We start from the raw sequence: 19,099 nt of genomic DNA, 5'->3' as shown, positions 1-19,099 counted from the left end.
CGGGGGACCGGGCCGGAAGACGGATCACAGGAACCCGATGGAGATCCAGGGCACCGCCGCGACGACGATCAGGCCGATGGTCAGCGCCACCAGATAACCGATGATGGGCTTCATGCCTTCGTCGGGGTTGATCCGGCTGATGGCGCAGGCCGCGTAGTAACCGACGCCGAAGGGCGGAGCGAACAGGCCGATGCCCATGGCCAGGATCACGATCATCGCATAGTGCACCTCATGCACCCCCAACTGGCGGGCGATGGGGAACAGCAGCGGTCCGAACAGCACGATGGCGGGGATGCCCTCCAGCACGCTGCCCAGGATGATGAAGGCGATGATCGACACCAGGATGAAGACCGGCACGCCGCCCGGCATGGCCCGCATCGCCTCGGCCAGGGAGCTGGAGAAGCCGGACTGGGTCAGCGCCCAGGCCATGCCGGTGGCGGCGCCGATGATCAGCAGGATCGCTCCGGACAGCGATGCCGTCTCGACCAGCATCGGGTAGATGCGGCGCCAGTCGAACTGGCGGTAGATCAGCAGGCCGGCGACCACCGCGTAGACGATGCCGATGGTCGAGACCTCGGTCGCGGTCGCGACGCCCTCGATCACCGCGGCGCGGATGATGAAGGGCAGTGCGATGGCCGGCAGCGCGATCAGGAAGGCCTTGCCGACCTCCGCCTTGCTGGCGCGGCGGACGTGGGACAGATCCTCGTGGCGGTAGCGCCACCAGACCAGCGCCGCCAGAGCGGCGCCCAGCACGATGCCCGGCAGCAGGCCGCCGGTGAACAGGGCGGCGATGGACACGCCGGTAACCGATCCGATGGTGATGAGGACCAGCGACGGCGGGATGGTCTCGGTCTGGGCACCAGTGGCCGACAGAAGCGCCACGAGGTCGCCGGGCTTGGCGCCCCGCGCCTTCATCTCGGGGAACAGCACCGGGGCGACCGCCGCCATGTCCGCCGCCTTCGATCCGGAAATGCCCGAGACGAGGTACATGGCGCCGATCAGCACATAGGACAGGCCGCCGCGGACATGGCCGAGCAGGCTGGCCAGGAAGCCGACCATGGCGCGGGCCATGCCGGTCATCTCGATCAGCTGGCCGAGGAAGACGAACAGCGGCACCGACAGCAGGATCAGGTGGCTCATCCCCTCGTCCATGCGGCCCACCATGACGATGGCCGGGGTCGAGGTGGCGAGCGCCAGATAACCGAAGGTCGCCAGACCGAAGGCGAAGGCGATGGGCAGGCCGAGGAACACCATCGCGCCGACGCCCACCACGAAGAAGAGCAGCAGGTTGTAGTTGCCGAGCCCGGCGAACAGCGGCGCCGCCAGCGCCATGACGCCGCCCACCGCCGTGACCGCCACCACCGCCCGCAGCACGTCGGACGGGCGGCCCAGCCGCGCCAGCCGGAGCAGCGCCACCGCGATCATCAGGATGAAGCCCACCGGCAGCGCGCTCGCCCGCCAGGAGTTGGGAATGTCCAGCGCCGGGGTGGTGACCCACACCTCCTCCACCGCGAATTCATAGGCCGGCTCGGCCATCAGCAGAAGGAAGGCCAGCGCCGCGGTGATCGCCACCACGTCGAGGAACGCCTGGGTGCGGGGCTGGAGCATGCCGACGATCGCGGTCATCCGCATGTGCTCGCCCCGGCGCAGCGCCACGACGGAGCCGAACATGGCGAGCCAGAGGAACAGGATGGAGGCCAGCTCGTCCGACCAGATGATCGGGCTGTGCAGGAGGTAGCGCCAGATGACGCCGACCAGCAGGACGCCGACCTCGGCGAGCACCAGCAGCGCCGCCGGCGTCTCGACCAGCAGCCCGATGCCGCGGTCCAGCCGGTCGAGCCAGCCGGTGCCGGCGCCCGATGGCCGCCCGGCGCCGTGAACGGCGGCGTCCGCCGTGTTGACGGGAGTGTTCATGGTAACCAGCCCTTCGCATGAACGATCGGTGGTGGGGACGATCGGTTGTGGGGAGGCGGCCGGCCCTGCAGCTCCTTCGGGAACCGGAGGGCCGGCCGCGTCGGCGGACCGCGTCAGCCCAGCTTGCCGGTTACCTTCTCAAGCAGGTCCCAGGCGGTGGCCCCGTACTTCGTCTTCCACTCCGCGTAGAAGTTCGTTCCGGCGAGAACCTTGCGGAACGGCTCGCGATCGATGGTGTGGAAAGTCAGCCCCTTGGCGGACAGGTCCTTCTGCAGCGATTCGGTGAGTGCGGCGATGTCGGCCCGCTGGTCGTCCGCCGAACGGTCCAGTTCGCGGGTGACGATGGCCTGGATGTCGGCGGGCAGGCGGGCGAAGGCGCGCTTGTTGCCGAGCACCCAGTAGCCGTCCCAGACATGGCCGGTCAGGCTGCAGGACTTCTGCACCTCGTACAGGCGGGCGGTGGCGATGATCGCCAGCGGGTTCTCCTGCCCCTCCACCACGGTGGTCTGCAGGGCGGAGTAGAGCTCGTTGAAGTTGATCGGCGCCGGGGCGGCGTCGATCGCCTTGAACAGCGAGGTCAGGGCCGGCGCCGGCGGCACCCGCATCTTGAAGCCCTTGATGTCCTCCGGCGTCTTGATGACGCGGGTGGAGGAGGTGACATGGCGGAAGCCGTTGTCCCAGATCTTGCTCAGCGTCATGATCGGGGTCTTGGCGATCTCCGCCCGGACATGCTTGCCCAGCTCGCCGTCCATCGCCTGCCAGACCGCGTCGTAGTCCTTGAAGGCGAAGCCCATGCTGGTGATGCCGGACAGCGGGACGAAGGTGGCGAGGATCAGCGAGGAGAGGTTGAAGATCTCCACGCCGCCGTTGCGCACCTGCCCCAGCAGGTCGGTGTCGCTGCCGAGTTGGTTGGCGGGGAACAGCTTGATGTCGAGCCGGCCGGAGGTCGCCTCACGGATGCGGTCGATGGCCTCCTGCGCGCGGATGTTGACCGGGTGGGTCGGGTCCTGGCCGGTGGCGTATTTGAACTGGAACTCGGCGGCGTTGGCCGGGCGCTTCAGGATGGTCACCAGCGGCACGGCGGCGGCGGCGGCCAGAACGGCGCGGCGGCTCGGGCGAAGAAGGCCCAGGGTCGAGTGAGCGGGGGTTTGGGGCGGCTTCTTGTCCATTGTTTCCTCTCCTGTGGTCTTTTGTCGTTCAGCGTATCGGGAACGGGCGCGGCGCGGTTCTTCGGTGTCCTCGCTTCTGCGACAGCCGGGGTGGGGTGAGCGACGGGGGTTGGGGGCGGCTTACAGCCACCCCTTGATGCTGGTTACCATGGCGTCGGTGGAAATGCCGTAGAGGTCGTGCAGCGTCGGCAGGGCGCCGGCCTTCAGGAACGCGTCGGGCAGGCCGATCTGGCGGAAGGCGCTGGGAACGACCCCGGCGCGCAGCAGCGTGCCGGCCACCGCCTCGCCCAGACCGCCGATGACGGTGTGGTTCTCGGCGACGACGACCATGCGCCCGCTGCGCCCGGCCTCGGCCAGGATGGTCTCGGTGTCGAGCGGCTTGATGGTCGGGACGTGCAGCACGGCGACGCCGACCTTGTCGGCCTCCAGGGCCTTCGCCACCTCCAGCGCCCGCATCGTCATGATGCCGGAGGAGATGACCAGCACGTCGGCGCCGTCGCGCAGCCGCTTCGCCTTGCCGAGTTCAAACGTATAGTCGTACTCGTCGAGCACCAGCGGGACGTTGCCGCGCAGCAGGCGCATGTAGACCGGCCCCTGGTGGGCGGCCATGGCGGGCACCGCCTGCTCGATCTCAAGGGCGTCGCAGGGGTCGATCACCACCATGTTCGGCATGGCGCGCATCAGGGCCAGATCCTCCGCCGCCTGATGGCTGGGGCCGTAGCCCGAGGTCAGGCCCGGCAGGGCGCAGGCGATCTTGACGTTGCGGTTCTCCTCCGCGATCGTCTGGTGCACGAAGTCGTAGGCCCGGCGCGAGGCGAAGACCGCGTAGGTGGTGACGAAGGGCATGAAGCCCTCGTGCGCCAGACCGGACGCGGCGCCCATCAGCAGCTGCTCGGCCATGCCCATCTGATAGAAGCTGTCCGGATTGGCCTGGGCGAAGATGTGCAGGTCGGTGTATTTCGCCAGATCGGCGGTAAGGCCGACGATCTCCGGACGGGCCTTCGCCAGCTCGACCAGCGCGTGGCCGAAGGGGGCGGGCTTGGTGCGCTGCCCTTCGCCCGCGATCGAGGCGATCATGGCGGAGGTCTTCAGGCGCGGCTTGGCGGCGGCCGGGGCGGTGGTGGTGGCGGCGGTGCTCATGCGGTCCTCCCGGCGTCCAGCGCGTCGAGGGCGAGCTTCCACTCGTGCGCGTCCACGCGGATGAAGTGATTCTTTTCGCGGGCTTCGAGGAAGGGCACGCCCTTGCCCATCTTGGTGTCGCAGACGATCATGCGGGGCTTGGGCTCCGGATGGTCGCGGGCGGCGTCGAAGGCGGCGACCACGGCGTCCATGTCGTTGCCGTCCACCCGCTGGACGAACCAGCCGAAGGCTTCCAGCTTGTCGACCAGCGGCTCGAAGGCCATCACCTGGGTGGAGGGGCCGTCGGCCTGCTGGTTGTTGACGTCGACGATGCCGATCAGGTTGTCGAGCTTGTAATGGGCCGCCGACATGATGGCCTCCCAGACCGAGCCCTCGTCCAGTTCGCCGTCGGAGAAGAGCGTGTAGACGCGGTTGTCCGACGCCTTGCGCTTCAGGCCGAGAGCGATGCCGACCGCGATGCTGAGGCCGAGGCCGAGCGAGCCGCCCGACATCTCCATGCCCGGCGTGTAGGCAGCCATGCCCGACATGGGCAGGCGGCTGTCGTCGCTGCCGTAGGTCTCCAACTCGTCGGCCGGGACGATGCCGGCCTCGATCAGGGCGGCGTAGAGCGCGATGGCGTAATGGCCGTTGGACAGCAGGAAGCGGTCGCGGCCTTCCCAGTGCGGGTCCTCCGGCCGGTAGCGCAGGGCGTGGAAGTAGGACACGGCCAGCACGTCGGCGATGTCGAGGGCCTGCCCGATGTAGCCCTGGCCCTGCACCTCGCCCATCAGCACGGCGTTGCGGCGGATGCGGTAGGCGCGTTCGGTCAGGGGAACGTTGTGGCCCAGTTGGGTGGTGTCCACGGGAGTCGTCTCCAGCGTTTCGGGATCAGTGGATGAGCATGCCGCCGTTGACGTCGAGCGTGGCGCCCGTGACGTAGGACGACAGTTCCGACGCCAGGAAGAGGCAGGAACGCGCCACGTCCTCGGCGTCGCCCAGGCGGTTCAGCGGGATGCCCTTGAGGATCTCCGCCCGCAGTTCGGGCGTCAGCTTGCCGCCGGTGATGTCGGTCTGGATCAGGCCGGGGGTGACGGAGTTGACGCGGACGTTGTCCGGACCCAGCTCCCGCGCCATCGCCTTGGCGAGGCCGAGCACGCCGGCCTTCGCGGCGCTGTAGTGCGGACCGCCGAAGATGCCGCCGCCGCGCTGCGCCGACACCGAGGAGATGCAGACGATGGAGCCGGACTTCTGGGCGCGCATGTGCGGGACAACCGCCTGGCTCATGTAGAGCGTGCCGCGCAGGCTGACGTCGGTCACCGCCTCGTAGTTTTTCGGCTCGATGTCCATGAACTTCAGCGGCTGGGTGATGCCGGCGTTGTTGACCAGCACGTCGATGCGGCCGAACTCCTCGACCACGCGGGCGGCGGCGTTGACGCAGGCGGTCTTGTCGGTCACGTCGCAAGCGATGCCGCGGTGCGCCTCGCCCAGTTCGGCGGCGGCTTCGGCGGCCTGACCGCCGTCGAGGTCCAGGATGATCGCCCGTCCCCCATGCAGCGCGAACAGCCGCGCCGTGGCCAGGCCGATGCCGCGGCGCGACGCCGCTCCGGTGATCACGCACACCTTGTTGGACAGCAACATGCTCGCTCCCTTTGTTCGAAACTGGCTCCGCCATGGCGGCCGTGGGCGTGGCGGCCCTTGGGGATGCCGCGGCGGAGCGTCGTTTTCGCTCGGTTTTGATGATTTTTCGGTAGGGAGGGCGGATGGTTCGCGCCTCCGATCGTTGAAGCAATCCTATGGTCTTGAGATGAATTCGACAAACGAATAAGATTGCCGAATGCTGAAATGAATTCATGAATATGGTGCGATGCGGAAACGGATTTCCATCAAGGCTTTGCAAGCCTTTGAGGCGGCGGCCCGGCTCGGTTCCTTCGCAACGGCGGCGGAGGATCTCGGCCTGACGCCCTCGGCGATCAGCCATCAGGTGAAGATTCTCGAGGAACAGCTCGGCCTGCGGCTGTTCCACCGCGTGCACCGGTCGGTCGCCCTGACCGACGACGGGCAGGCCTACGCCGCGGAGATCATCGCCGCCTTCGCCCGCATCGATACGGCGACCCGCAACGTCACGACGACGGGCAGCGGCACGACGATCCTGACCGTGCGCTCGATGCCCAGCTTCGCCGCGCAGTGGCTGATGCCGCGGCTGGGGCGGGTGAAGGAGATCCATCCCGCCATCGACATCCGCCTGCGCGCGTCGGTCTCGCCCATCGACCTGACGACGGGGGCGGTCGATGTGGACATCCGCTACAACCCCGGCCCGCCGCCGGCCGGCTGCGTGCTGGAGCTGTTTCCGGACGACGTCATCGTGCCGATGTGCTCCCCGGCGCTGGCGAACGGACTGAACCCGATCCGCAAGCCGTCGGACATCAGCCGCCACATCCTGATCCATTCGGAAATCAACATCGTCGGCTGGCGCGACTGGGCGAACCGGCACCGCGGCGTCGAGCTGGACATGGAGCGCGGCCTGCGCTTCGACCGCTCCTTCATGGCGATCAACGCCGCGGCGAACGGCATGGGCGTGTGCCTGGACAGCCTGCTGCTGGCCCGGCAGGAACTGCTGTCGGGGCGGCTCATCATCCCCTTCCCGACCCGCGGGCTGCGGGCGCAGGGGCATGGCTTCGTGACTCTGAAATCGACCGCCAACCTTCCGAAGATCCGGCTGTTCCGCGAGTGGCTGTTCAGCGAGCTGGAGGCGGGACGGCAGTGGGAGGACGAGTTTCTGTCGTCACTGAACAAAAGCGCGTAGGGCGTGCGGCGCGCGGGCAGCATCGAAGGGCGGTTCAATAGGGCAGCCGCCGGCCGTCCCATGCGAACAACCCACCGCTGTCCGCCGGCGTCACGTCACCGAGGACGCGGAGCAGATGCGCGGCGGCGAGGTCGGCGCTGAACAGCCGGTCCGGAGCCACCGCGGCCTGGAACGGATGCGACAGGGGGGTGTCGACGGTGCCCGGATGCAGCGCGACGCAAACGGCCTCCGGCCGTGAGCGCGCCAGTTCGATGGCCATGGTCCGGACGATCTGGTTGAGCGCCGCATTGGACGCGCGGTAGCCGTACCAGCCGCCGAGCCGGTTGTCGGCGATGCTGCCGACCTTGGCGGAGAGAGCCGCGAAGACCGCCCGCCCGCGCCGCGGCATCCGCGACAGGAAATGCTTGGCGACCAGCGCCGGGCCGGTGGCGTTGACCTGGAACAGGCGCGCCATGGCGGTCGGGTCCAGGCTGCGCCAGCTCTTCTCCGGTTGCACCGCGTCCTGGTGCAGCAGGCCGCTGGCGACGACGACGAGATCGACCGTCCCCGCCATCGCCGCCGCCTCGGCGATGGATGGCTCGTCGGCGAGGTCGAGGACTCCGGTGCGCAGCTTGTCCGCCGGCGCGATGGGACGGCGCGACAGGGCCACGACCTCCATCACTCCCGGATCGGCCAGCAATCGGCGCGTCACGGCACCGCCGATGCCGCCGCTCGCCCCGATCACAACCGCCCGGATCGACGTGCTGAAACCTGCGATGCCGCTCATGAACCGTCCCTCCCGCGGAGAGTGACAACACGGCCCTCCGCCGATGGTTCAACGGCGTCGGGCGCCTGCGTCGCGGACCGCAAGGTGTTTCACATCTTGCGTCCGCCCCCGCCGACAGGATCGGACAACGCCTACACCGACCCTTCCACGCACCGAAAATTCGTCCTCTCTGCAAAAAGAGGTTTGTTGGAGTACATATATCAAGCTATCATATTCCGGTTGATGTAATTGCATAACGATTGTTAACTGACTGGATCAAGGAGATCGCGGGTGGACGTGATCGCTGAACTGACGAGCATGATCGGCGCCGACGCCGTCCTGACCGACCCCGCCGATCTGGATGCCGTGACCGAGGACTGGCGAGGGCGTTACCGCGGCCCGGCGCTCTGCCTCGCGCGTCCCGCCAACGCCGGACAGGTGGCCGAGGTGGTGCGCTGCTGCGCCCGCCACGGCGTGCCGGTCCTGCCGCAGGGCGGGAACACCAGCCTGTGCGGCGGCGCCGTTCCGTCGGAAACGGGACCCGCCCCGGTCATCCTCAGCCTGACCCGCATGCGCGCGGTCCGCGCCATCGACCCGGTGAACAACACCATGGAGGTCGAGGCCGGCTGCGTCCTCGCCACCGTGCAGGAGGCCGCGGCGGCGGCCGGGCGACTCTACCCGGTCAGCCTGGGCGCCGAGGGCTCCTGCCAGATCGGCGGCACGATCGCCACCAACGCCGGCGGCACGTCGGTCCTGCGCTACGGCAACACGCGCGAGAACGTGCTGGGGCTGGAGGTCGTGCTGGCCGACGGCACCATCTGGTCGGGCCTGTACGGCCTGCGCAAGAACAACACCGGCTACGACCTGAAGCATCTGTTCATCGGCTCGGAGGGCACGCTCGGCATCATCACGGCGGCGACGCTGAAGCTGCACCCGCTGCCGACGCGCCACGCGGTGGCCTGGGTCGGGATGGCCTCGCCGGAGGACGCGCTGACCCTGCTGACCCGTGTGCAGGAACGCAGCGCGGCCCGGCTGTCCGCCTTCGAGATGATCAACCGCCTGCAGCTCGATCTGGTGGTCGGCCATGTCCCCGGCCGCCGCAGCCCGATCGAGAGCGAGGCCGACTGGCATGTCCTGATCGAGCTGTCGGACAACGGCTCCGGCGAGGCGCTCGACGCCGAGCTTCAGGCGATCCTGGAGGAGGCCTTCGCCGACGGCCTGCTGAGCGACGCCGCGCTGGCGTCCAGCGAGGCGCAGCGCCACGCCATGTGGGAGATCCGCCACAGCGTGTCGGAGGCCAACAAGAAGGCCGGCGTCGGCCTGACCACCGACTGCGCGGTGCCGCTGTCGGCGGTGCCCGCCTTCATCGCGGCGGCCACCGCGGCGGTGCGCGCGCTGGTGCCCGACCTGCCGGTGATCGTGGTCGCCCATCTCGGCGACGGCAACGTCCACTTCATCCCCTTCTTCAGCTTCGACGCCTGGGAGGCCGCCGGAACGGGAGACCGCGACGCGCTCGCCGCCGCGCTGCGCCACACCGTCAACGACGAGGCCGCCCGGCTGAAGGGCACCTTCAGCGCCGAACACGGGGTCGGCCGCGTCCAGCTCGCCGAGATGGCCCGCTACAAGCCGTCGGCGGAGCTGACGCTAATGCGCGCCGTCAAGCGGGCGCTCGACCCGCAGAACCTCTTCAATCCCGGACGGCTCCTGCCGCCCGGCTGACCACCGCCTTTCCGCGCCCCCTTTCCGCCGTCCCGGCCCATCCTCGAGGAGTTCCGACATGAGCACACGTCAATCCGGCTGGTCCCGCCGCACCCTGCTGAAAGCCGGCGCCGCCGGCACCGCGGCGCTCGCCATGCCGGCGATCTGGAGCCCGGCCCGCGCGCAGAACAAGCGCATCGTCGTGCGCGACGACGGCGGCATCTACACCAAGGCCTATGGCGAGGTCTTCTACAAGCCCTTCACCGCGGCCACCGGCATCGAGGTCGTCGGCGTCCAGGCCAACGCCGAGCCGACGGCGCAGATCCGCTCGATGGTTGAAGCCAAGTCCTACACCTGGGACATGGCCAAGATCAGCGAGCCGGCAATCCTCATGCTGACCGCCGGCGACAAGCCGATGCTGGAGAAGCACGGGCTGGAGAACGATCCGGCGGTCGCCGCCATTCCCAAACAGTACATGTCGGAATACGGCGTCGGCACCAACGTCTACACCACCGTGCTGGCCTACCGCACCGACGCCTTCAAGGGCCGCAAGGCGCCGGCCTCCTGGAAGGACTTCTACGACGTCGCCGGAGTCGCCGGCCGCCGCGCCCTGCGCAAGCATCCCTTCGACACCATCGAGCAGGCGCTGATGGCCGACGGCGTGCCCACCGGCGAGGTCTATCCCTGCGACTTCGACCGCGCCTTCAAGGCGCTGGATCGCATCAAGAAGGACATCCCGATCTTCTGGACCAGCGGCGCGCAGGTCGAGCAGATGCTGATCTCCGGCGAGGTCGATCTCGTCCCGACCTGGGTGTCGCGCCCGCAGGCGGCGATCGCCGCCGGCGCTCCGGTCGGCATCGTCTGGGACCAGAACATCTGGGGCCTCGACAACTGGGCCATCCTGGCCGGCACCCCGAACGCCGACGCCTGCCGCCAGTTCATCAAGTTCACCTGCGACCCGAAGCGGCAGGCGGAGCTGGTGAAGTACTTCCCGGCCGGCGTCACCATGCCCGACGCCTTCAAGCACATCGATCCGGCGATCGCCCCCAACTGCCCGACCTTCCCGGCGAACATCGAGAAGGGCGTCAAGATCAACGCGCAGTTCTGGCTGGACAACCAGCAGAAGGCGCTCGAGCGCTACAACGCTTGGCTGCTGAGCTGAGGCGCCGCGACGCCACGTCCTTAAAGACCCGTCCCTGAAGACCCGCGACCGGCCCCCTCTGCCTGCATGGCGGTGCCGGTCGCGGGGCTCCCGCATTTTTCCCCACTCCCCTTTCGACGCGAGGAGACCTGCCATGTCGTCGTCCAGCCTAACCGTCCAGGGCCTCGCCAAGCGCTACGGCGATTTCGTGGCGCTCGCCCCCACGGATCTCGTGGTCGCCGACGGTGAATTCCTGACCCTGCTCGGCCCGTCGGGCTCGGGCAAGACGACGCTGCTCAGTCTGCTCGCCGGGCTGGTTCCGCCCGATGAAGGAATCGTGCGCATCGGCGCGCAGGACGTGACCTACGCCCCGCCCTACGAGCGCGACATCGGCGTGGTGTTCCAGAACTACGCCCTGTTCCCGCACATGACGATCGCCGAGAACATCGCCTTCCCCCTGAAGATGCGGAAGATCCCGGAGGCCGAGGCGAAGAAGCGGGCGCGCGAGGCGCTGGAGATGGTCCACCTGCCGCACATCGCCGGGCGCTACCCGCGCGAGCTGTCGGGCGGCCAGCAGCAGCGCGTCGCCCTGGCCCGCTGCATGGTCTACAAGCCGTCGATCATCCTGATGGACGAGCCGCTGGGCGCCCTCGACAAGAAGCTGCGCGAGCACATGCAGCTCGAGATCAAGCATCTGCACCGCGAGCTGGGAACGACGGTGGTCTACGTCACCCACGACCAGGAAGAGGCGATGACGATGTCCGATCGCATCTGCCTGATGAATTCCGGCCGCATCGAGCAGCTGGGCACGCCGGCCGACCTCTATTTCCGCCCGCGCACCCTGTTCGTCGCCGACTTCCTCGGCGAATCCAACCTGCTGCCGGCCTCGCTGGGGCCGCGGCTGGGCGACGAGGCGGAAATCCGGCTGGGGAGCACCGGCATCCCGGGCCGCGCGCTGGTCAACGGCCAGGATCTGCCGCCGGGCTCCCCGGTGCGGGTGATGGTGCGGCCGCAGAACCTGACCATCGCCCGTCCCTCGGGGGATGAGCCGGCCGTGATGGGCCGGGTGTCCGACGTGATGGTCACCGGCAGCCTGACCAAGGTCTACATGCAGCCGCTCGACGACGCCCTGCCGCCGCTGGTCGCCGCCTTCGCCACCCGCAACGAGGCCGAGGCGATCCGCATCGACGACGTGCTGGCGCTGTCCTGGGACAGCCGCGACGCCGTGGTGATCGCGGACCGCGGTCCGGCGGCCATGCCCGCAACCACGGCCAAGGCGGCCTGACATGAGCGACCAGATCATGACCATGCCCCACGCCGCCCCACGGCGCGGCGCCCCACCGGCCTGGCGCAAGCCGGTGCTGATGGGCGCCCCCATCGTCCTGCTCCTCACCGTCTTCCTGGTCTTCCCGGTCGGCCAGCTCCTGGCGCTCAGCGTCTACAACGGCCAGGGCTTCACGCTGGCGCCCTACCAGCAGCTCTTCTCGTCCAGCCTCTACGTCACCGTGCTGTGGATCACGCTGAAGATCTCGCTGGCGACGACGCTGGTCGCGGTGGCCGGGGCCTACCCCATCGCCTACCTGATCTCCGTCACCAAGGGACCGGCGAAGAGCCGCCTGATCTTCTGGGTGCTGCTGGCCTTCTGGACCAGCTTCCTGGTGCGCGCCTTCGCCTGGGTCATCATCCTCGGCCGCAACGGCGTCATCAACGGCACGCTGATGTCGCTCGGCATCATCGACCGGCCGGTCGACCTGCTCTACGGCTTCGGCTCGGTGCTGGTCGGCATGGTCCACGCCATGCTGCCGCTGGCGGTGATGACCATGCTGGCGGTGATGGAGAACATCGACCGCACCCTGCCCCGCGCCGCCAGCACGCTCGGCGCGCGCCCCGGCACCGCCTTCTGGACCGTCTATTTCCCGCTGTCGCTGCCCGGCGTCGCCGCCGCCGCGATCATGGTCTTCGTGACGGCCATCGGCTTCTTCATCGTGCCGGCCCTGCTCGGCGGGCGGCGCGAGACGATGATCACCCAGCTCATCATCGACCAGATCCAGCAGACGCTGAACTGGGGCCTGGCGGGCGCCATCTCGGTGCTGCTGCTGACGGTGGTGCTGGCCGTCTTCGTGCTCTACGACCGCGTCTTCGGCTTCGCGACGCTGACCGGCGAGACCGCGGGGGCCGCGCACAACCGCGACACCGCCATGCGGCGGCTGGGCGGCCGGGTGCTCGGGCTGCTGGGCGCCGCGAGCGATGCCTTGATCGGCCTGTTCCCGCGCCGCCGCCCGCGCGGCACCGGCGAGATGCCGTCGGCCGGCCTGCGGACGCTGGTGTGGACGATGCTGGTGCTGATCAGCCTGCCGGCCTTCCTGATGATCCCGCTGTCCTTCGGCGAGGCCGGTCTGGCCTGGCCGCCCACCGGCTTCTCGCTGCAATGGTACGAACAGCTCTTCCAATCGCCGCTGTGGATGCAGGCGCTGACCCGCTCGCTGGTGGTGGCCTTCGGCACCGGCCTTCTCTCGATGGCGATCGGCGTGCCGGCGGCCTTCCTGATGGTGCGCAGCCGGATGCGGGGCAAGGGCGCGATGCTGGCCTTCATCCTGTCGCCGGTGATCGTGCCGCGCATGATCATCGCCGTCGGCATGTTCTACCTGTTCGCCCAGATGGGGCTGGTCGGCACCATCCTGGGTCTGGTGATCGGCCACACGGTCGTCGCCGTCCCCTATGTGGTGATGACGATGACGGCGGTGCTGCGCAACTACGACACCCGGCTCGACCTCGCGGCGCAGAGCCTGGGAGCCCGCCCGCTGGCCGCACTGCGCCACGTCACCTTCCCGATCCTGGGGGCCGGCATGCTGTCGTCCTTCCTGTTCGCCTTCGCCACCTCCTTCGACGAGCTGACCATCTCGCTGTTCTCGTCGGGCGGTCTCAGCGCCACCCTGCCCAAGCAGTTCTGGGACGAGGTGACGCTGCAGGTCTCCCCCGTCATCGCGGCGGTGTCGACCGGTCTTCTCGTCTTCGTCGCGGTGCTGATCTACGCCGCGGACCGGCTGCGCCGACGCAGCCTAGCCTCCTGATCCGCACCGGAACCGACGCTCCACCTCTTCGCACTTCCAAGGATACATCATGCTCGACGCCACCAAACTCCGCGGCATTCTGCCCGCCACCCCGACGCCGGTGACCGCCGACGGCACCATCGACGTCGCGGCGTCGAAGGCGCTGTTCTCCTGGCTGAACCGCCAGGGGATCGACGGGGTGGTTCCGCTGGGCGGCACCGGCGAGTACGGCGCGCTGGCGCGGGCCGAGCGCAACCGCTTCGCCGCGTTGACGGTCGAGGCGATGGCCGGCAGGAAGCCGGTCATCGCCGGCGTCCTCGACACCGGCTATCACGACGCCCTGGCCGCCGGCCGCGATTTCGCGGCGGCCGGCGTGGACGGCCTGCTGGTCCTGACGCCCTACTACACCAACCCGACCCAGGCCGGCATCCGCGACTACTTCCTGCGCTACGCCGACGAGTCGCCGGTGCCGATCCTGATCTACGAGATCCCCTACCGCACCCGCATCGCCGTCGATCCGGAGGTGCTGCACGAGCTGTCGCGCCACGAGCGGATCGTCGGCATGAAGGCCTGCAACACCGACATGTACCACTTCCTGCGCACGATGGCCGGGCTGGACCCGTCCTTCGCCATGCTGAGCGGCGAGGACACGCTGTTCCCGCTGCATGTGGCCGCCGGGGCCAAGGGCGGCATCGTGGTCACGGCCAACCTCCTGCCGCGCGCCTGGCGCCTGGTCTTCGACCTCGCCTCGTCCGGCAAGACCTCCGAGGCGCTGGAGGTCCATCGCACCCTCATCCCGATGATGAACCTCGCCTTCGCCGAGACCAACCCCGGCCCGATGAAGTCGGTGATGGACCTGATCGGCGTGAACGCCCCGGCGATGCTGGCGCCGCTGCGCGAGCCGCGGCCGGAGCTGCGCGACGCGCTGAAAAGCGAACTGTCGCGCCTTCTGACCACCTATGAAGGACTGCCGGCGGCCGCGGTGGCCTGACCGGTAGCAACGCTTGCGCGTGGCATCCGGCGCGCCGGATGCTATGCGTAGGCGAACCATGCCGACGACGCGAGGACGAGCACCGATGAAGGCCGGAAAGACCACCAGGACGGGCGGCGTGGCGGATGGGGAGGGCCAACAGGCCGGTACCGCGCCGGCCGTGAAGCCGAAGGCCGACCCGCGCGAATCCTCGCTGTTCGTCGGTTCGACCGAGAAGACCTTCCAGATCCTGCACGCCTTCGACGGCCCGCACCGGCAGATGCCGCTGTCCGAGATCGCCAAGGCGGCGGGGCTGGACCGCAGCGCCGCCCAGCGGCTGGTCTACACGCTGGAGACGCTCGGCTATCTGCGGCGCGTCCACGGCACGCGCAACTACGCGCTCAGCCCGAAGATGCTCCAGTTCTCCTACAACTACCTGCGGGCGAACGAGCTGATCGAGAAGGCGTCGCCCTACCTGCTGGAGATCAGCCGGAGCGTCGGCGAGACCGCCAACCTTCAGGAGCTGGACGGTCACGAGATCGTCTTCGTCGCCCGCTTCCCCGGCCGGCATCTGGTGAACATCGACATCATGGTCGGCAGCCGGCTGCCCGCCTACTTCACCGCGTCGGGCACCGCCATCCTGTCGCGCCTGTCGGAGGAGGAGCGGGAGGAGATCCTGGCCCGCACCGACCTCCGCCCGCTCACCCCCTTCACCGTGAACGACCCCGGCCGGCTGCGCGCCCGCGTGCAGGAGGCGGCGGAAAAAGGCTACGCCGTGGTGACCAACGAGACGGTGATGGGCGACATCTCGGTCGCCGCCGCCATCACCGACGAGCATGGGCACGCGGTCGCCGGCCTGAACATCTCCGTCCCCACCACCCGCTGGACGCCGGAGACGGCCGAGCAGGAACTCGCCCGGCATGTGCTGGTGGCGGCAACCTCGATCTCCGTCAACAAATTCGCCGGCTACCCGCGGTAACGGCATCAGGACGGAAGCGTCGGCACGGCGGCGATCAGCCGGCGCGTGTAGGGGTGCTCCGGCGCGGCGAACAGGCGCCCGCTCGGACCTTCCTCGACGATGGCGCCGGCGGCCATCACCACGACCCGGTCGGCGATCGCCTCGACCACGGCGAGGTCGTGGCTGATGAACAGGTAGGTCAGCCCGTGCCGCTCCTTCAGCGCCGCCAGGAGCTGCAGCACCTGCGCCTGCACCGACACGTCCAGCGCGGAGACCGCCTCGTCGAGCACGATGATCCTCGCCCCGGCGGCGAGCGCCCGCGCGATGGCGACGCGCTGCGCCTGCCCGCCCGACAGCTCGTGCGGGTAGCGGTCCAGGATGGCGGGGTCGAGGTCGACCGACCGCATCAGCTCGGCCAGCCGCTCCTCCCGCTCCCCGGCGGGCACGCCAGTCAGGAAGCGCAGCGGCGCCGACAGGGTGCGCCGGATCGTCTTGCGCGGGTTGAGCGAGGACAGTGGGTCCTGGAAGACATACTGCACCGTCCGGCCCAGCGCCCGCGGACCTCCGGCGGCCAGCTCGGCGAGGGGGCGGCCGTCGAGCAGGACGGTCCCGCCGGTCGGAGGGCTCAGCCCGACAAGGCTGCGGGCGAGCGTCGACTTGCCGCTGCCGGACTCCCCGACGATCCCCAGCGTCTCTCCAAAGGCCACCCGCAGCGACACGGCTTTCAAGGCCATGACCGCCGGGCGCGACCGCCCGAACAGGGAACGGCGCGCGGCATAGGTCTTGACCAGATCGCGGACCTCGACCGCCCAACCCACCGACGACGCCCCCCGCGGCGGTGTTTCCAGGCGCCGTGAGCGCCCGGGCACCGGCACGGCGGCGAGCAGGCGCCGGGTGTAGTCGTGCCGCGGCCGGGTGAGAACGCTGCGGGTATCGCCCTCCTCGACGATTTCCCCCTGGAACATCACGGCCACCCGGTCGCAGAGTCGGGCGATGACGCCGAAATCGTGGCTGATGAAGACGACGGAGAGGCGGCGGCGGCGGCGCAGATCGTCCAGCAGATCCAGGATCTCGGCCTGGACGGTGACGTCGAGCGCGGTGGTCGGCTCGTCGGCGATGATCAGTTCCGGGTCGTTGGCCAGCGCCATGGCGATGCCGACCCGCTGGCGCTGCCCGCCCGACAACTCGTGCGGGTAGGCGTGGACGAGGGTGGCCGGGTCGGGCAGCTTCACCGCGGCGAACAGCTCCACCACCCGCCGGTCGGCTTCGGCCCGCGGCACCGGGCGATGGGCGCGCAGCGCCTCGGCCACCTGCGCGCCGACCGGCATCAGCGGATGGAGAGTCGTCAGCGGGTCTTGGAAGACATAGGCAATCCGCCCGCCGCGCAGCCGTTGCAACGCCCCGACCGGCAGCGCCAGCAGATCGTCCCCGCCGAACCGCACCGCGCCGCCGCGCACCACCCCCGGCGGCGAGGCGACGAGGCGCGCGATGGACAGCGCCGTGACCGACTTGCCGGACCCGGACTCGCCGATGATGCCCAGGCATTCGCCGGGGGCGACGCGCAGGTCGACGCCCTTCACCGCGTCCTCCGGACCGTTCGCCGTGTCGAAGGCCGTGCGCAGGCCGGTGACGTGGAGCAGCGCGCCGGGGGCCGCCGTCCCGTCGCCCATGTCGTCTTCGGTGGTGCGCGCCACCCGCGTGGCGGCGCCCGGCGCGCCGGGGATGCCGGAGCGCAGGCGCGGGTCGAGCGCGTCGCGCAGCCCGTCGCCGATCAGGTTCAAGCTCATCACGATCAGGAAGATGACCAGCCCCGGCACCGCCGCGACGTGCGGCGCGGTGATCAGCGCCTTGCGCCCCTCGCTCAGCATCGAGCCGAGATCGGCCTGCGGCGGCTGCGAGCCCAGCCCCAGGAAGGACAGGCCGGCGGTCTCCAGGATCATCCAGCCCACGGTGGTCGAGGCGGTGATGATGATCACCGGCAGGACGTTGGGCAGCACCTCGCCCAGCAGGATGCGCGTCCCGCCCAGGCCGGACAGGCGCGCCGCGTCCACGAACTCCCGGCGGCGCAGGCCGGCGGTGGCGCCGCGGACGTTGCGCGCGAAGAAGGGAATGTTGGCGACCACCACGGCGTACAGCGCGTTGAGCAGCCCCGGCCCCAGCGCCGCCACGATGGCGAGCGCCAGCAGCAGGTAGGGGAAGGCCATCAGCACATCGATGCCGCGCATCAGCACGCCGTCCGTGCGCCCGCCCGCGTAGCCGGCGACGAGGCCGATGGCCGACCCGACCAGCGCGGCGAGGAGGGAGGCCGCGACGCCGACGCCCAGGCTCAGCCGCGTCCCCCAGACCAGCCGGGCCAGCACGTCGCGTCCCAGCGTGTCGGTGCCGAGCCACGTCCCGGCGCTGAAGGGCGGCAGCAGGCGCCGGGCGGGATCGATGGCGTCCGGGTCGGCCAGCGGCAGGATGGGCGCGGCGAGCGCAACCAGGACGATCAGCCCCAGCAGCACGAGCCCCAGCGCCGCCAGCCGGTTGCGCATCACGCGGCGCAGCAGGGCCAAGCCGTCCCTCATGGCGCCCCTCATGGCGCGATCCTCGGGTCGAGCAGGCGTTGCAGGATGTCGGCCAGCAGGTTGAACAGCACGTAGCTGGCCGCGACCACCAGGACGCCGCCCTGGACCAGCAGCACGTCGCGCGTCGCGATGGCGTTGACCAGCATGCGGCCGATGCCCGGCCATTGGAACACCGTCTCGATGTAGACCGCCCCGCCCAGGACGAAGCCGGCCTGGATGCCGATCACCGGGATCACCGTCACCATGGCGGCCCGCAGCGCGTGGCCGAACACCACGCGCCGCTCCGTCAGCCCCTTGGCGCGGGCGGTGCGGACGAAGTCCTGGCGCAGCACCTCCAGCATGGCCGAGCGCGTCAGCCGGGCGATCACCCCGGCGGCCACGATGGCGAGCGTCGCGGCGGGCAGCGCCAGATGCCACAGCAGGTCCGGCAGGTCCCCGCCGCCGTAGATGGAGACCATGCCGCTCACCGGCAGCAGACGCCAGCGGACGGCGAAGACCAGGATCAGCAGCAGGCCGAGCCAGAAGGTCGGCATGGAGATCCCCACCAGCACGGCCAGCGTCACCAGCTTGTCGGCGAGGCCGAACTGCCGCACGGCGGACAGGACGCCGGCCAGCAGCCCGAGCACCGACGCCAGCACCAGCGCGGCACCGGCCAGCACCAGCGTAGCGGCGAAGCGCTCCGTCACCTCGTCGAGGACCGGCCGGTTGAGGCTGGAGGAACGGCCGAGATCGCCCGCCAGCACGTTGCCGAGCCACGTCGCGTAGCGCACCGGCAGGCTGTGATCGAGGCCGAGGTCCTGGCGGAGCCGCGCCACGTTCTCGGGCGTCGCGTAGGGGCCGAGGATCGCGGTCGCCGGGTCGCCGGGGATCAGCGCCATGATCAGGAAGACGATCAGGCTGAGCCCGAACAGCACGGGGACGAGCGCCGCGAGGCGGCTGAGGATATAGGACCCCACGGGCGCCCC

The 19,099-nt window shown here is 69.7% G+C and carries 15 protein-coding genes; 7 read left to right on the top strand and 8 right to left on the bottom strand.

The window, feature by feature from the left end; translation table 11 throughout:
- Positions 1 to 24 precede the first annotated feature (24 nt).
- The 5 genes from ACFPMG_RS20425 to ACFPMG_RS20405 form a co-directional block, all read right to left on the bottom strand.
- Positions 25 to 1,914 (bottom strand): TRAP transporter large permease, encoded by a 1,890-nt coding sequence (locus ACFPMG_RS20425; RefSeq protein ID WP_376996990.1) that lies wholly within the window; start codon positions 1,912 to 1,914, stop codon positions 25 to 27.
- A 113-nt stretch (positions 1,915 to 2,027) separates the two neighbouring features.
- Positions 2,028 to 3,083, bottom strand: coding sequence for a TRAP transporter substrate-binding protein (locus ACFPMG_RS20420; protein ID WP_376996989.1), 1,056 nt, complete (start codon positions 3,081 to 3,083; stop codon positions 2,028 to 2,030).
- Between the two features lie 120 nt (positions 3,084 to 3,203).
- Positions 3,204 to 4,223 carry a transketolase family protein gene (locus tag ACFPMG_RS20415; RefSeq protein WP_376996987.1) on the bottom strand — a complete coding sequence of 340 codons (1,020 nt, stop codon included), beginning with the start codon at positions 4,221 to 4,223 and terminating at the stop codon, positions 3,204 to 3,206.
- Positions 4,220 to 5,065, bottom strand: a complete 846-nt coding sequence (locus ACFPMG_RS20410) for a transketolase (protein ID WP_376996985.1) — start codon at positions 5,063 to 5,065, stop codon at positions 4,220 to 4,222. Before ACFPMG_RS20410 ends, ACFPMG_RS20415 begins: the two co-directional genes overlap by 4 nt.
- A gap of 25 nt (positions 5,066 to 5,090) precedes the next feature.
- Positions 5,091 to 5,840 (bottom strand): SDR family NAD(P)-dependent oxidoreductase, encoded by a 750-nt coding sequence (locus ACFPMG_RS20405; RefSeq protein WP_376996983.1) that lies wholly within the window; start codon positions 5,838 to 5,840, stop codon positions 5,091 to 5,093.
- Between the two features lie 226 nt (positions 5,841 to 6,066).
- Between ACFPMG_RS20405 and gcvA the strand changes: the two genes are divergently transcribed.
- Positions 6,067 to 7,005: a transcriptional regulator GcvA gene (gene gcvA, locus ACFPMG_RS20400; protein ID WP_376996982.1), complete on the top strand. Its 939-nt coding sequence runs from the start codon at positions 6,067 to 6,069 to the stop codon at positions 7,003 to 7,005.
- A gap of 34 nt (positions 7,006 to 7,039) precedes the next feature.
- On the opposite strand, the gene ACFPMG_RS20395 is transcribed toward gcvA, so the two are convergent.
- Positions 7,040 to 7,771 carry an SDR family NAD(P)-dependent oxidoreductase gene (locus tag ACFPMG_RS20395; RefSeq protein ID WP_376996980.1) on the bottom strand — a complete coding sequence of 244 codons (732 nt, stop codon included), beginning with the start codon at positions 7,769 to 7,771 and terminating at the stop codon, positions 7,040 to 7,042.
- A gap of 270 nt (positions 7,772 to 8,041) precedes the next feature.
- On the opposite strand from ACFPMG_RS20395, the gene ACFPMG_RS20390 reads away from it, so the two are divergent.
- The 6 genes from ACFPMG_RS20390 (at position 8,042) to ACFPMG_RS20365 (ending at position 15,588) form a co-directional block, all read left to right on the top strand.
- A complete protein-coding gene (locus ACFPMG_RS20390; protein ID WP_376996978.1) occupies positions 8,042 to 9,469 on the top strand; it encodes an FAD-binding oxidoreductase in 1,428 nt (475 codons plus the stop codon).
- Positions 9,470 to 9,527: 58 nt separating this feature from the next.
- On the top strand, positions 9,528 to 10,610 hold the full coding sequence (locus ACFPMG_RS20385) for an ABC transporter substrate-binding protein (protein WP_376996976.1): 1,083 nt from the start codon (positions 9,528 to 9,530) through the stop codon (positions 10,608 to 10,610).
- A gap of 133 nt (positions 10,611 to 10,743) precedes the next feature.
- Positions 10,744 to 11,874: an ABC transporter ATP-binding protein gene (locus ACFPMG_RS20380; protein ID WP_376996975.1), complete on the top strand. Its 1,131-nt coding sequence runs from the start codon at positions 10,744 to 10,746 to the stop codon at positions 11,872 to 11,874.
- A 1-nt stretch (position 11,875) separates the two neighbouring features.
- Positions 11,876 to 13,660, top strand: a complete 1,785-nt coding sequence (locus ACFPMG_RS20375; protein WP_376996973.1) for an ABC transporter permease subunit — start codon at positions 11,876 to 11,878, stop codon at positions 13,658 to 13,660.
- A gap of 49 nt (positions 13,661 to 13,709) precedes the next feature.
- Entirely contained in the window at positions 13,710 to 14,630 is a 921-nt protein-coding gene (gene dapA / locus ACFPMG_RS20370; protein WP_376996971.1) for a 4-hydroxy-tetrahydrodipicolinate synthase, read from the top strand.
- An 85-nt stretch (positions 14,631 to 14,715) separates the two neighbouring features.
- Positions 14,716 to 15,588, top strand: coding sequence for an IclR family transcriptional regulator (locus ACFPMG_RS20365; protein WP_376996969.1), 873 nt, complete (start codon positions 14,716 to 14,718; stop codon positions 15,586 to 15,588).
- Positions 15,589 to 15,593: 5 nt separating this feature from the next.
- Here the strand turns inward: ACFPMG_RS20365 and ACFPMG_RS20360 are convergent, their stop codons facing one another.
- On the bottom strand, positions 15,594 to 18,134 hold the full coding sequence (locus tag ACFPMG_RS20360; RefSeq protein WP_376996968.1) for a dipeptide ABC transporter ATP-binding protein: 2,541 nt from the start codon (positions 18,132 to 18,134) through the stop codon (positions 15,594 to 15,596).
- 8 nt (positions 18,135 to 18,142) lie between these two features.
- Positions 18,143 to 19,090, bottom strand: a complete 948-nt coding sequence (locus ACFPMG_RS20355) for an ABC transporter permease (RefSeq protein WP_376996966.1) — start codon at positions 19,088 to 19,090, stop codon at positions 18,143 to 18,145.
- Positions 19,091 to 19,099: the final 9 nt, after the last annotated feature.

The organism is Azospirillum himalayense (assembly GCF_042657465.1).
In the GTDB taxonomy this organism is placed as follows: domain Bacteria; phylum Pseudomonadota; class Alphaproteobacteria; order Azospirillales; family Azospirillaceae; genus Azospirillum; species Azospirillum himalayense.
Note: the sequence above shows the minus strand (reverse complement) of the source record. Positions and strands in the feature narration are given on the sequence as shown.